11 protein-coding genes are annotated in these 12,919 nt (G+C 72.8%); 8 read left to right on the top strand and 3 right to left on the bottom strand.

Annotated elements, in window-relative coordinates:
- Window positions 1-44 precede the first annotated feature (44 nt).
- The 5 genes from ACH4LD_RS23410 to fdhD are packed head-to-tail and all read left to right on the top strand — an operon-like array spanning window position 45 to window position 6,476.
- Window positions 45-1,016, top strand: a complete 972-nt coding sequence (locus ACH4LD_RS23410) for a 2-dehydropantoate 2-reductase (protein WP_398053693.1) — start codon at window positions 45-47, stop codon at window positions 1,014-1,016.
- The gene (locus ACH4LD_RS23405; RefSeq protein ID WP_398053692.1) at window positions 1,013-2,932 is read left to right on the top strand and encodes a molybdopterin oxidoreductase family protein; all 1,920 of its coding nucleotides are present in this window, start codon (window positions 1,013-1,015) and stop codon (window positions 2,930-2,932) included. Before ACH4LD_RS23410 ends, ACH4LD_RS23405 begins: the two co-directional genes overlap by 4 nt.
- A 7-nt stretch (window positions 2,933-2,939) precedes the next feature.
- On the top strand, window positions 2,940-4,763 hold the full coding sequence (locus ACH4LD_RS23400) for an NADH-ubiquinone oxidoreductase-F iron-sulfur binding region domain-containing protein (RefSeq protein ID WP_398053691.1): 1,824 nt from the start codon (window positions 2,940-2,942) through the stop codon (window positions 4,761-4,763).
- Window positions 4,760-5,620 carry a 2Fe-2S iron-sulfur cluster-binding protein gene (locus ACH4LD_RS23395; protein ID WP_398053690.1) on the top strand — a complete coding sequence of 287 codons (861 nt, stop codon included), beginning with the start codon at window positions 4,760-4,762 and terminating at the stop codon, window positions 5,618-5,620. Before ACH4LD_RS23400 ends, ACH4LD_RS23395 begins: the two co-directional genes overlap by 4 nt.
- A 7-nt stretch (window positions 5,621-5,627) precedes the next feature.
- Complete coding sequence (fdhD, locus tag ACH4LD_RS23390) at window positions 5,628-6,476, top strand: formate dehydrogenase accessory sulfurtransferase FdhD (RefSeq protein WP_398053689.1); 849 nt, start codon at window positions 5,628-5,630, stop codon at window positions 6,474-6,476.
- A 252-nt stretch (window positions 6,477-6,728) separates the two neighbouring features.
- Here fdhD and ACH4LD_RS23385 read toward each other — a convergent pair whose 3' ends face one another.
- The gene (locus tag ACH4LD_RS23385) at window positions 6,729-7,250 is read right to left on the bottom strand and encodes an isochorismatase family protein (RefSeq protein WP_398053688.1); all 522 of its coding nucleotides are present in this window, start codon (window positions 7,248-7,250) and stop codon (window positions 6,729-6,731) included.
- A gap of 19 nt (window positions 7,251-7,269) precedes the next feature.
- Window positions 7,270-7,707, bottom strand: a complete 438-nt coding sequence (locus ACH4LD_RS23380) for a MarR family winged helix-turn-helix transcriptional regulator (RefSeq protein ID WP_189886858.1) — start codon at window positions 7,705-7,707, stop codon at window positions 7,270-7,272.
- 129 nt (window positions 7,708-7,836) lie between these two features.
- Between ACH4LD_RS23380 and ACH4LD_RS23375 the strand changes: the two genes are divergently transcribed.
- Window positions 7,837-8,754, top strand: a complete 918-nt coding sequence (locus tag ACH4LD_RS23375) for a zinc-binding alcohol dehydrogenase family protein (RefSeq protein ID WP_398053687.1) — start codon at window positions 7,837-7,839, stop codon at window positions 8,752-8,754.
- 115 nt (window positions 8,755-8,869) lie between these two features.
- The gene (locus ACH4LD_RS23370) at window positions 8,870-10,735 is read left to right on the top strand and encodes an exo-alpha-sialidase (RefSeq protein WP_398053686.1); all 1,866 of its coding nucleotides are present in this window, start codon (window positions 8,870-8,872) and stop codon (window positions 10,733-10,735) included.
- Here ACH4LD_RS23370 and ACH4LD_RS23365 read toward each other — a convergent pair.
- Window positions 10,685-11,701 carry a bile acid:sodium symporter family protein gene (locus ACH4LD_RS23365; RefSeq protein ID WP_398054114.1) on the bottom strand — a complete coding sequence of 339 codons (1,017 nt, stop codon included), beginning with the start codon at window positions 11,699-11,701 and terminating at the stop codon, window positions 10,685-10,687. The two genes, ACH4LD_RS23370 and ACH4LD_RS23365, sit on opposite strands and share 51 nt — an antisense overlap.
- Window positions 11,702-11,869: 168 nt before the next feature.
- On the opposite strand from ACH4LD_RS23365, the gene ACH4LD_RS23360 reads away from it, so the two are divergent.
- Window positions 11,870-12,739: a LysR substrate-binding domain-containing protein gene (locus ACH4LD_RS23360; protein ID WP_398053685.1), complete on the top strand. Its 870-nt coding sequence runs from the start codon at window positions 11,870-11,872 to the stop codon at window positions 12,737-12,739.
- The last annotated feature ends 180 nt before the right edge of the window (window positions 12,740-12,919 follow it).

The raw sequence follows: 12,919 nt of genomic DNA, 5'->3' as shown, positions 1-12,919 counted from the left end.
GTCCTCACCTCCGCGGTATCCCTCAAACCGAACGGAGCGTCCCTGTGAAAGTCGCAGTCCTCGGCGCCGGTGCCATCGGCGCCTACGTCGGTGCCGCGCTCCACCGCGCCGGCGCCGACGTGCACCTCATCGCCCGTGGACCGCATCTCGCGGCCATGAGGCGGCACGGCGTACGCGTGGTCAGCCCGCGCGGTGACTTCACCGCGCACCCCCACGCCACCGACGACCCGGCCGAGGTCGGCCCGGTCGACCACGTCTTCCTGGGCCTGAAGGCCACCGCGTACGCGGCGTGCGGGCCGCTGATCGCACCCCTGCTGCACGAGCGCACCACGGTGGTGGCCGCGCAGAACGGCATCCCCTGGTGGTACTTCCACCGGCACGGCGGCCCCCACGACGGCCACCGCCTGGAGAGCGTCGACCCCGGCGGCGCCGTCAGCGCCGTCCTCGCCCCCGAACGGGCCGTCGGCTGTGTCGTCTACGCGGCGACGGAGCTCCAGGCGCCCGGCGTGGTGCGGCACGTGGAGGGCACCCGGTTCTCCCTCGGCGAGCCGGACCGCAGCGTCTCGGCGCGCTGCCTGGAGCTGAGCGGGGCCATGCAGGCCGGCGGGCTGAAGTGCCCCGTGGAGCCGGACCTGCGCAACGACATCTGGCTCAAGCTGCTCGGGAACATCTCCTTCAACCCGATCAGCGCCCTGGCCCGGGCCACCATGCGGCAGATGTGCCGGCACGGCGGCACCCGCCGGGTCATCGAGACGATGATGCGCGAGACGCTCTGGGTCGCCGAGGCCCTCGGCTGCGAGGTGGGCGTCTCCATCGAGCGCCGGCTCGCGGGTGCGGAACGCGTCGGCGACCACCGCACCTCCACCCTCCAGGACCTGGAGCGCGGCAAGCCGCTGGAGCTGGACGTGCTGCTCGCCGCCGTGGTCGAACTCGCGGAGATCACCGGCGTGGAGGTGCCCACCCTGCGCACCGTGCACGCCATCTCGGACCTGCTCGCGCTGAGGAGCGCCGCATGAGGAACCGGCAACCGAAGACCTACACCCGGCTGACGCGCCCCCTGGTCCGCGACCGTCGTGACGAGCCGTTCCGGGAGGCGGGCTGGCAGGAGGCGCTGGACCGCGCCGCCCGGGGCCTGGAGCGCAACCGGGGCGCGTTCGGGATGTTCTCCTGCGCCCGCGCCACCAACGAGATGAACTACGTGGCGCAGAAGTTCGCACGCGTGGTGATGGGCACCAACAACGTCGACTCCTGCAACCGGACGTGTCACGCGCCGAGTGTGGCGGGGCTGTCGGCCGCGTTCGGCTCCGGCGGCGGCACCTCGTCGTACGAGGAGATCGAGCACACCGACGTCATCGTGATGTGGGGCTCCAACGCCCGTTTCGCGCACCCGATCTTCTTCCAGCACGTGCTGAAGGGCATCCGGGGCGGCGCCCGGATGTACGCCGTCGACCCGCGCCGGACCTCCACCGCCGAGTGGGCGGAGAGCTGGCTCGGACTGAACGTCGGCACCGACATCCCGATGGCGCACGCGATCGGCCGGGAGATCATCCGCGCCGGGCTGGTGAACGAGGCGTTCGTCGGGCGGGCGACCACCGGCTTCGAGGAGTACCGCAAGCTGGTCGAGCCCTGGACGCTGTCCCTGGCCGAGAAGGTGACCGGTGTACCGGCCCGCGCCATCCGCGAGCTGGCGCACGCCTACGCCCGCGCCGAGCGGGCCCAGCTGTGCTGGACCCTCGGCATCACCGAGCACCACAACGGCACCGACAACGTCCGCGCGCTGATCAACCTCTCCCTGCTCACCGGTCATGTCGGCCGCTACGGCTCCGGGCTCCAGCCGCTGCGCGGGCAGAACAACGTGCAGGGCGGCGGCGACATGGGCGCCATCCCCAACCGGCTGCCCGGCTTCCAGGACATCCTCGACCCGGGCGTCCGGCTGAAGTTCGAGTCGGCCTGGGACACCGTCATCCAGCCGCACTACGGGCTGAACCTGACGGAGATGTTCGAGGCGATGGAGGACGGCCGGCTGCGCGCGGTGTACTGCGTCGGGGAGAATCCGGCCCAGTCGGAGGCCGACAGCGAGCAGGCCGTGCGCCGTCTGAAGGCCCTGGACTTCCTGGTCGTCCAGGACATCTTCCTCACGAAGACCGCCGAGCTGGCGGACGTGGTGCTGCCCGCGACCGCCGGCTGGGCGGAGACCGAGGGCACCACCACCAACAGCGAGCGGCGCGTGCAGCGGGTGCGACGGGCCGTCACCCCGCCCGGCGAGGCCCGCGAGGACATCGACATCATCTGCGAACTGGCCGCCCGGCTGGGACACGACTGGAAGTACGCCGACGCGGAGGCCGTGTGGAACGAGCTGCGGTCGGTGTCCCCGGACCACTACGGGATGACGTACTCCCGGCTGGAGGAGCACCAGGGCATCCAGTGGCCCTGCCCGAGCACGGAGGAGCTCGAACCGCCTTTCCTGCACGGCCGGTTGTGGGAACCGGACCCCGGGCGACGGGGCAGGCCGGCGCCGTTCGGGCTGGTGCAGCACGATCCGCCGGTGGACCTCACCGACGAGGAGTACCCGGTCCGGCTCACCACCGGCCGGCGGCTGGACTCCTACAACACCGGTGTGCAGAGCGGCGGTTTCGCCTCGCCGCTGCGGCGCGGCGAGTACATCGAGCTGTGCCCGGAGGACGCCGAGCGGTACGGGGTCGTCGTCGGCGAGGAGGTGCGGGTGTCCTCACGGCGGGGCTCGGTCGTGGCGCCCGTGTGGATCGACACGGCCCTGCGCCCCGGCCTCGCCTTCATGACCATGCACTTTCCCGACGAGGTCGACACCAACCAGCTGACCATCGAGGCGAACTGCCCGATCGCGGGGACGGCGGAGTTCAAGGCGTCGGCGATCCGGATCGAGAAGCTGCCCGCAGTGACCTATGTGAGGTGACCCACCCGTGGACCTGCACTTCGGCGACAGCAAACCGACGGACGAGGAACGCGCCGCCGTGGACGCGCTGCTGGGACCCCCCGAATCCGCCTGGGAGGGCGCGGACCGCACCGACGCCGACCTGCGATGGGCGCGTGGCGGCCGGGCGGCCCGCGACCGGCGCGATCTGCTGCTGCCGGGGCTGCACGCCCTCAACGACCGCGTCGGCTGGATCAGCGAGGGCGGCCTCGGCTATCTGTGCCGCAGGCTGACCGTGCCACCGGCCGAGGCGTACGGGGTGGCCACCTTCTACGCCATGTTCTCCGTCCGGCCGCGCCCCGCCACGGTGCTGCACGTCTGCACCGACCTGGCCTGCCTGGCCGCCGGTGCCGAGGAGGTGTGCGCCGGGATCGAGGCGCGGCTCGGCCCCGGCAGCGGGGTGAGCGTCGAGCGTGCCCCTTGTCTGGGCCTGTGCGAACGCGCCCCGGCCGCGCTGGCGGTCCGGGCGGGCGAGCCGGTGCGGACGGCGGTGTCGGCGCCCGTGTCCGTGACGGAGGCCGTCGACGCGGCGGGCGCGCCCGACGCGGCGCCCGAGGAGCCGCCGGCCGTGACGGCGGTGCCGCAGGCGGGGGACCCCTCGCTGACCCTCCTGCGCCGGGTGGGCGTGGTGGACCCGTCCTCGCTGGACGACTACCGGGCGCACGGCGGCTACACGGCGCTGCGCCGGGCCTTCGCGCTCGGCCCGGCCGGGGTGATCCGGGAGGTGACGGACGCGGGCCTGGTCGGACGCGGCGGCGCCGCCTTCCCCACCGGCCGCAAGTGGCAGGCCACGGCGTCGCAGCCGGACCATCCGCACTACCTGGTGTGCAACGCCGACGAGTCGGAGCCGGGGACCTTCAAGGACCGGGTGCTGATGGAGGGCGATCCGTTCGCGCTGGTGGAGGCGATCACGATCGCGTCGTACGCGGTCTCCGCGCACCGGGCCTTCGTCTACATCCGCGGTGAGTACCCGCGGGCGGTCCGCCGGGTCCAGCACGCGATCGACCAGGCACGGGCCCGCGGTCTGCTCGGCGACGACATCCTCGGCCAGGGCTACCACCTGGAGATCGAGATCCGGCGCGGCGCGGGCGCCTACATCTGCGGCGAGGAGACCGCCCTGTTCAACTCCATCGAGGGGTACCGGGGCGAACCCCGCAGCAAGCCGCCCTTCCCCGTGGAGAAGGGCCTGTTCGGCAAGCCGACCGCCGAGAACAACGTGGAGACGCTGGTCAACGTCCTGCCGATCCTGACCATGGGCGCCCCGGCGTACGCGGCGATCGGCACGGCGCGCTCCACCGGCCCGAAGCTGTTCTGCGTCTCCGGCAGCGTGGACCGGCCCGGGGTGTACGAGCTGCCGTTCGGTGCCACGCTGGGCGAGCTGCTGAGCCTGGCCGGCGTGCGCGCGGGGCTGCGGGCGGTGCTGCTCGGCGGGGCGGCCGGCGGATTCGTACGGCCCGACGAGCTGGACCTCCCGCTCACCTTCGAAGGCACCCGAGAGGCGGGCACCACGCTCGGCTCCGGGGTGGTGATGGCCTTCGACGGCACCGTGCCGCTGCCCCGGCTGCTGCTGCGCATCGCCCGGTTCTTCCGGGAGGAGTCCTGCGGCCAGTGCGTGCCCTGCCGGGTCGGCACCGTACGGCAGGAGGAGGCGCTGCGCCGGATCGCGGACCGCACCGGCGCCGGTGCCGCGGACGACATCGCCCTGCTGCGGGAGGTCGGCCGGGCGATGCGGGACGCCTCGATCTGCGGTCTGGGACAGACCGCGTGGAACGCCGTGGAATCCGCCATCGACCGCCTGGGGGCCTACTCATGACCGCGATACCGATCGGGGTGCCGCGCCGGCTGGTCGAGTTCACACTCGACGGGCAGGAGGCCCGGGTTCCCGAGGGCGCCACCGTCCTCGACGCCTGCCGGGCCGCGGGCAAGGACGTGCCGACGCTGTGCCAGGGCGACACCCTGCGCCCGAAGAACGCCTGCCGGGTGTGCGTCGTGGAGGTCGAGGGGTCGCGGACGCTGGTGCCGGCCTGCTCGCGCCGGGCCGAGCCCGGCATGGAGGTGCGCACGGACACCGAGCGGGTCCGGCACAGCCGGAAGGTCGTCCTGGAGCTGCTGGCCTCCTCGGCCGACCTGTCGACGACGCCACGGGCCGCCGAGTGGATCAAGGAGTACGAGGCGAAGCCGGACCGTTTTGGCCCCGACGCGGCGCGCCTCAACGACGAGCCGAAGATCGACAACGAGCTGTACGTACGCGACTACGCCAAGTGCATCCTCTGCTACAAGTGCGTCGACGCCTGTGGCGACCAGTGGCAGAACTCCTTCGCCATCTCGGTCGCCGGACGCGGTTTCGACGCGCGGATCGCCGTGGAGCACGACGCGCCGCTGACCGACTCGGCCTGCGTGTTCTGCGGCAACTGCGTGGAGGTGTGCCCGACCGGGGCGCTGTCCGCCAAGCGGGAGTTCGACCTGCGGGCGGCCGGCGACTGGGACGAGTCGCGGCAGACGGAGACGACCACGGTCTGCGCGTACTGCGGGGTGGGCTGCACACTCACCCTCCATGTGCAGGACAATGAGATCGTGAAGGTCACCTCACCGCACGACAATCCGGTGACCCACGGCAACCTCTGCATCAAGGGCCGTTTCGGCTACCAGCACGTACAGAACCGGGGCTGATCAGACCATGGGACGAGTCACGGAACGACGCAAGGTCCTCCGCATCCGGGACGGGGCGGTCTCCACCCGGCCGGACACGCTCGTCGCCGAGGAACCTCTGGAGATCCGGCTGAACGGCAAACCGCTCGCGATCACCATGCGCACCCCCGGCGACGACTTCGCGCTGGCGGCCGGCTTCCTGGTGAGCGAAGGAGTCCTCGCCACGGCGTCCGACCTGCAGAACATCGTCTACTGCGCCGGGGCGACGGTGGACGGTTCGAACACGTACAACGTGGTCGATGTGAAGACCGCGCCGGGCGTCACGCTCCCGGACTTCACCCTGGAGCGGAACGTCTACACCTCCTCCTCGTGCGGGCTGTGCGGCAAGGCCAGCCTGGACGCCGTCCGTACGACCGCGCGCTGGCCCATCGCCGACACTCCCCCGCTCCGGGTCACCCCCGAGCTGCTCGCGAGCCTTCCCGACCGGCTGCGGGCGGCCCAGCGGGTGTTCGACCGGACCGGGGGCCTGCACGCGGCGGCCCTGTTCAGCGAGGACGGGGAGCTGCTGGACACCCGGGAGGACGTCGGCCGGCACAACGCGGTCGACAAGCTGGTCGGCCGGGCCCTGCAGAACAACGCCCTGCCGCTGTCCCGGACGATTCTGATGGTCTCCGGCCGCGCCTCCTTCGAACTGGCGCAGAAGGCGGTGATGGCGGGCATCCCGGTGCTCGCGGCCGTGTCGGCGCCGTCCTCGCTGGCGGTGGACCTGGCCGCCGAGACGGGGCTGACCCTGGTGGGCTTCCTCCGGGGCAGCTCGATGAACGTGTACGCGGGCCAGGACCGGATCGCCCTGCGGGAGGCGGCCGCCCAGGGCTGACCGGTCCCCGCGGCACGGCGGCGGGACCCCGCCCGGCGGGGAGCGCCCCCTGCGCCTGCGGGGTCCCGTCATTTTCGCTTCGTTCGCCTTCGGAGGCGCCTCAGCCGGTGTCGAGACCGCGATCGTGCTCAGCGCTTCGCGCCTCCGCGCGTTCGCGGTCTCGACACCGGCGCGCCCCCTGCGGCTCTCTTCGCGGCCGACGCGCGGGGACAGTCGCGCTTGGTGGGCCCTTGCCCCTCGTCGGGTGGCTGTTCAGGCAAAGGTCAGTTCCTTCGACCTCGTCACCGTGCCCAGTCTCGGGAAGTCGAGGCGTACCGATGCATCGTGTTCGGCCGCGGTGAACGCTGCCATGGTGTCCTCGGCGAAGACCAGGTCGTAGCCGAGGTCGGCGGCGGCGCGGGCGGTGGACTCGACACCCAGGTTGGTGGCGATGCCGCCCAGCACCAGGGTGGTGACGCCCCGTTCGCGCAGCCGCTCGTCCAGTGCGGTGCCCTGGAAGGCGCCGAGGGTCCGCTTGACGACCTCCAGGTCGCCGTCGCGGCGCAGGCCGGGCACCAGCCCACTGCCGGGTGGCTGTTCGGCTACGGCGGGGCGTTCGACCCGGACGAGGACGACGAGGGCACCGGCGCGGCGGAAGGCGGTCGCCAACTCCTCGGCAGCAGCGAGTACTTCGGTGCCTTTGCGGGGTTCCAGGGGCAGCGCGACGATGCGGTCCATCAGGTCGACGAGGAGGAGGGCGGTGCGCTGCGGATCGAGCATGGGAGCTGCGGTCATGACGGAACGTTAGCCGTCGTCAGCCGTCCGTGCCGGAAATCCGGATCAACAGGCCCATGAACTGATCGCGTTCGGCGGCCGACAGTGGAGCGAGCAGTTCGTCGTTGGCCTCGCGGGCGGCCTTCTCGCAGCGCACGAGGAGACGGGCGCCCTCCTCGGTGAGGGAGACGGCGTTCTTGCGCCGGTCGCGGGGGTCGGGGGCGCGCTCCACCAGACCGGCGGACTGCAGGTCGTTCAGGATGCCGACCACGTCCTTCGGGTCGAGGCGCACGCCGCGGCCGAGGTCCGCCTGGGCGACCGGGGCGAGGTCGCGGACGGCGGAGAGGACGACGTGGTGCCACATCTTCAGCCCTTCCGCCGCGAGGGCCTCGGCGACCAGGGCACGGCCCCGTGCGGCGGCCCGGCCGAGGAGCCAGCTGGGCAGGGAGCGGATCGCGGGCAGGGGTGCTTCGGCCATGACGGCAGCCTAGCCGAAGAATCATTGGACTTCCCAATGAACTCTCCGCTACCGTTGGGGCTCCCAACGATTTCATGGGTGTTCCCAACGATTCGCGTGTGCCGGGTACGCCCGGCCCCTGGAGGTTCGATGCGTCGCGTACGGTACGAGTCCACCGGCGGCCCCCTGTTCGTGGAGGAGGTGCCCGCCCCCGTACCCGGCCCCGGTGAGCTGCTGGTGCGCTGCGCGGCCGTCGGGGTCACGCTCCCGGTGGTCCGCAAGGTGACCGAGGCTCCGGAGCCGGTGCCGCTGGGCGGTGAGATCGCGGGCGAGGTGGTGGCGGCCGGCGAGGGCGTGACCCGCTTACGCGCCGGTGACCGGGTGACCGGGCTGTGCTTCGGGCACGGGTACGCCGAGTACGCCCTGCTGCACGAGGCCATGGCCTCACCGGTGCCGGACGGCGCGGACCCCGTGACCGCGGTGGCGCTGGTGCGCAGCGGACTGGTGGCTCGGGGGGCACTGGAGGCGGCCCGCCTCGCGCCGGGGGAGTCGGTCCTCGTCACGGCGGCGGCGAGCGGCGTGGGACACCTCGCCGTGCAGCTCGCGCGGGCGCGGGGCGCGGGGCGGGTCCTGGGGGCCGTGTCAGGGCGGGCGAAGGCGGACTTCGTGCGCTCGGTCGGTGCGGACGACTGCGTGCGCTACGGCGACGAGAGCTGGGGCGATCCCGTCGACTGCGTCCTGGACGCCGTCGGCGGCGAGCTGCTCACCCCGGCCCTCGCGACCCTCGCCCCGCACGGCCGCCTGGTCGCCTACAGCTCGGGCGGCGGCACCGTCCAGGCGTACGACCTGCTGGTGGGGGCCAAGTCGGCGATCGGCTTCCAGATGGCGCTCATCGCCCGCGGCCGGCCGGAGCTGTACGAGCGCTGGCGGCGGGAGCTGTGGCGACTCTTCGCCGAGGGCGCCCTGAAGCCCGCCGTGCACGGGGAGTTCGCCCTGGAGGACGCGGCGGCGGCGCACGAGGTGATCACGGGCCGGGCCAACCTCGGCAAGGTCGTCCTGCGTCCGTGACCGTCCGCACGCTTCTTGTGACCCGCGCCACTGCCAACTACCGTTCATGGGACGCACGTTGGACGTGGGATGTGCGGATGTCCAGATGTCCGGCCGACGAAGGGCAGGTCGCACCGTGCCGTCAGGTCTTCGCGCCCGTATCGGATCAGCCCTCGCCACCGCGGCGGGCCTGGTCCTGCCGTTCCTCCCCGCTCATCCGGCGCACGCCCAGCCGGCGGCCGGTTCCCCGGTGTTCGAGCAGCAGGTGCTGTTCAAGGCCGCCCAGGACCCCGGGTACGCGTGCTTCCGCATCCCGGCGGTCGTCGAAACGGCCGACGGCACCCTGCTGGCGTTCGCCGAGGGCCGCGTCCTCAACTGCGGGGACGCGGCCGACATCGACATCGTGCTCAAGCGCTCCACCGACGGCGGGCGTACCTGGGGCCCGTTGCGGGTGGTCAACGAGGGTGCCGGCGACACCCATGGCAACCCGGCCCCGGTCGTGGACCGTGTCACCGGCCGCGTCTGGCTGGCGGAGACGTACAACACGGGCCGTACGGACAGCGCCAGTTGCTCGGTCCCCTGCGACCGCACCCCGCATCTGCAGTACAGCGACGACGACGGCCGGACCTGGTCCCCGCCGCGCGATCTCAGCCCCGAGATCCTGCCCGCCGACTGGAACTCCTGGTACGCCACCGGTCCCGTGCACGGCATCCAGCTCACCCGCGGCCGGTACGCCGGACGCCTGGTGTTCGGGGTGAACACCGAGACCTGGGACGGCAGCCGGGTCACCGCCAACCACGCGGCCCTGATCGTCAGCGACGACCACGGCGGCCACTGGCGGATCGGCGCCACCGACACCTGGCCCATCGCCGCCGACGGCACCTTCCGGCAGAAGCCCTCCGAGCTGACGCTCGCCGAGCGCGGCGACGGTTCGGTCCTGGTCAGCGGACGGGAGCAGGACGGCACCGACCTCGGCCACCGCACCCAGGCCGTCAGCCGCGACGGCGGCGGCAGCTTCAACGCGCCCTTCCGCGGCCTGCCGGACCTGTACACCCCGCAGGTGCAGGGAGCGCTGCTGCGGCTGGGCGACCGCCTGCTGCTCGCCTGCCCCGGCGATCCCGACCGGCGCCGCACGATGATGATCCGCTCCTCCTACGACGGCGGCCGGACCTGGGACGGCGTCGACCGCGCCGCGGTGGTCACCACGGACTGGTCCGGCTACTCCGACCTGGTGCGCGTCGACTCCGGCACGGTCGGCCTGCTGTACGAGGGCGGCGCGGTGGACGCCCGCGACGAGATCCGCTTCGCCCGCTTCACCGAGGACTGGCTCGGAGCGCGCCGCGGCCCCGATCCGGTCACCGCCGACCTCGCCCCGCGCGCCCGCCCGGCGGCGGTGCTGGGCGGGCCGGAGCAGACGGACGGGGTGTCCGGGGGCGCGCTGGAGTTCGACGGCACCGACGACGCCGTACGCCTGCCGTACCGCACCGGGCTCCCGCTGGGCACGAAGGACTTCACGGTGTCGCTGTGGTTCCGGTACACGGCGACGGCCGGGGAGCAGCCGCTGCTGTGGATGGGCGGGATCGGCACCAGCCAGCCGCAGGTGTGGCTGCGCGGGGAGCCGGCGGACCACCGGGTGCGGGGGCTGATCACCGTGCGGAACGGAGCCGCCCCGCCGCAGACCGTGGCCGTGCGCACGGACACCGCGTACAACGACGGCCGGTGGCACCACGCCGTGCTCCGCCGCGGCGGGGGCCGGCTGTCCCTGTCCGTCGACGGTGCGCTGTCCTCCGCCGCCGACGTGCCGGGCTCCGTCAGCCGCAACTCCCCCTTCGGCGTGCACCTCGGTCAGCGCATGGACAGCCGTGCCTTCCTCACCGGCGCGCTGGACGAGGTGCGCGTCTGGGACCGGGCGCTCACCGACGCGGAACTCGCCGACCCGCGGGTGCTGCGGTCACCGCAGGACACGGTGCTGTGGCTGCCCCTGGACCGCGTGCGCGGCTGACGCGCCGGGGCCGTCCGGGGCCGCCTCCGGGTCACGGGCGCGCCGCTTGGCGATGACCGCGCACACCATCAGCTGCATCTGGTGGAAGAGCATCAGCGGCAGGACGGCCAGCGAGGCGTGGCTGCCGAACAGGACGCTCGCCATCGGCAGCCCGGAGGCGAGGGACTTCTTCGACCCGGCGAACTGGATGGCGATCCGGTCCTCCCGGACGAAGCCGAGCGCCTTGGCGCCGTACCAGGTCAGCACCAGCATCACGGCCAGCAGGACGGCCTCGACGCCGAGCAGTCCGGCCAGCCGCACGGGGCTGACCTGGTGCCAGATGCCCTGGGCCATGCCCTCGCTGAACGCGGTGTAGACGACCAGCAGGATCGAGCCGCGGTCGACCAGCCCGAGGACCTTCTTGTGCCGGGTGACGAACCCGCCGATCCAGCGGCGCAGCACTTGCCCGGCGAGGAACGGCACCAGCAGCTGGAGCACGATCTTCACCACCGAGTCGGCGGAGAACCCGACCGCGTCACCGCCGAGCAGCCCCGCCGCGAGCAGCGGCGTGAGGACGATGCCGGCGAGGGAGGAGAAGGACCCGGCGCAGATCGCGGCGGGCACGTTGCCCCGGGCGATCGAGGTGAACGCGATGGACGACTGGATGGTGGAGGGCACCAGCGTCAGGAACAGCAGGCCCTGGTAGAGGGGCTGGGTCAGCAGGACCGGGACCAGTCCGCGCGCGGCGAGCCCGAACACCGGGAAGACGACGAAGGTGCAGATCAGCACGGTGACGTGCAGCCGCCAGTGCTTGAGCCCGTCCAGCGCCTCACGGGTGGACAGCCGGGCGCCGTAGAGGAAGAAGAGGAACCCGATCGCGGCCGTGGAGGCACCCGAGCTCACGTCGGCGGCGGTGCCCCGGGCCGGCAGGAGCGCGGCGAGACCGACCGTGCCGAGCAGCAGCACGATGTACGGGTCGATCGGCATCCAGGTCGGCCAGCGCAGGCGTTTCACGGTGCTCCGATTGCTGTGGGTGACGTACGGTCGCGGGCCCGCAGGGCCCCCGTCGATTGTCCTCCTCCGGCCGTTGATCGGGAATCCCGGATACCGCTCTGACTGTCATCATGTTCCGCGATGAGCGGCTAGGCTCGGACGGTGTACGAACCGACGCACCTGCGCACCTTCCTGGCGGTCGCCCAGACGCTGAGCTTCACGCAGGCCGCCCGGCGGCTGGGGCTGCGCCAGTCCACGGTCAGTCAGCACGTGCGGCGACTGGAGGACGCGGCCGGCCGGCAGCTCTTCTCCCGGGACACCCATTCGGTGGAGCTGACCGAGGACGGCGAGGCGATGCTGGGGTTCGCCCGCCGCATCCTGGAGGTGCACGAGCAGGCGACGGCGTTCTTCGGCGGCACGCGCGTGCGTGGCCGGCTGCGCTTCGGCGCCTCGGAGGACTTCGTCCTGACCCGGCTGCCGGAGATCCTGGAGGCGTTCCGCTACGACCACCCGGAGGTCGACCTGGAGCTCACGGTCGAGCTGTCCGGCACCCTGCACGAGCGGCTGGCCGCCGGGAAGCTCGACCTGGTGCTGGCCAAGCGGCTCCCGGAGGATCCGCGCGGGGAGCTGGTCTGGCGGGACGACCTGGTGTGGATCGGCGCCGAGCGGCTGCGGCTGGAGCCCGAGCGGCCCGTTCCGCTGATCGTGTACCCGCCGCCGGGCATCACCCGGGCCCGCGCGCTGGAGGTGCTGGAGCGGCAGGGCCGTGACTGGCGGATCGTGTGCACGAGCGGCAGCCTCAGCGGGCTGATCGCGGCGGCCCGCGCCGGCCTCGGGGTGATGGCCCACTCCCGGCGGCTGATCCCGCCGGGCCTGTTCCGGCTGCCCGACCGGGCCGGCCTGCCCGAGCTGGGCAAGGTCGACTTCGTCCTCGTCCACGGCCACCGCCGGGGCCCGGCCGAGGCCGCCGCGGACGCGCTGGCGGCGGCGGTCCTGGCGGGCGGCGAGCGCCTGCGACGCACCAGCGGCTGACCCACGGCTCCCGTGCCGGGGGGCTTCCCGCGGCCCGTGGGCGAGACGTGTTCCGGGGCCGTTCCGCGCGCGTGGTGCCGTAATCGGCGCGTACAGATTCGGTGGAGATTACGGCACCGAAACTTACTGACCCGTCAGTAGTTGTGTCCGGCCCTTCCCCATGTGCGGGCATTTCAGGGT

It is taken from the genome of Streptomyces sp. NPDC017676 (assembly GCF_044329325.1).
GTDB lineage: Bacteria > Actinomycetota > Actinomycetes > Streptomycetales > Streptomycetaceae > Streptomyces.
This window is presented reverse-complemented; position numbering and strand designations above follow the sequence as displayed.

Excerpts from the sequence above, each read along its gene's own strand:
- ACH4LD_RS23380 (WP_189886858.1), bottom strand. The coding sequence starts at position 7,707 with ATGGCCGAAGCACCCCTGCCCGCGATCCGCTCCCTGCCCAGCTGGCTC.
- ACH4LD_RS23365 (WP_398054114.1), bottom strand. The coding sequence starts at position 11,701 with ATGCCGATCGACCCGTACATCGTGCTGCTGCTCGGCACGGTCGGTCTC.
- ACH4LD_RS23395 (WP_398053690.1), top strand. The coding sequence starts at position 4,760 with ATGACCGCGATACCGATCGGGGTGCCGCGCCGGCTGGTCGAGTTCACA.
- ACH4LD_RS23385 (WP_398053688.1), bottom strand. The coding sequence starts at position 7,250 with ATGACCGCAGCTCCCATGCTCGATCCGCAGCGCACCGCCCTCCTCCTC.
- ACH4LD_RS23405 (WP_398053692.1), top strand. The coding sequence starts at position 1,013 with ATGAGGAACCGGCAACCGAAGACCTACACCCGGCTGACGCGCCCCCTG.
- fdhD (WP_398053689.1), top strand. The coding sequence starts at position 5,628 with ATGGGACGAGTCACGGAACGACGCAAGGTCCTCCGCATCCGGGACGGG.
- ACH4LD_RS23375 (WP_398053687.1), top strand. The coding sequence starts at position 7,837 with ATGCGTCGCGTACGGTACGAGTCCACCGGCGGCCCCCTGTTCGTGGAG.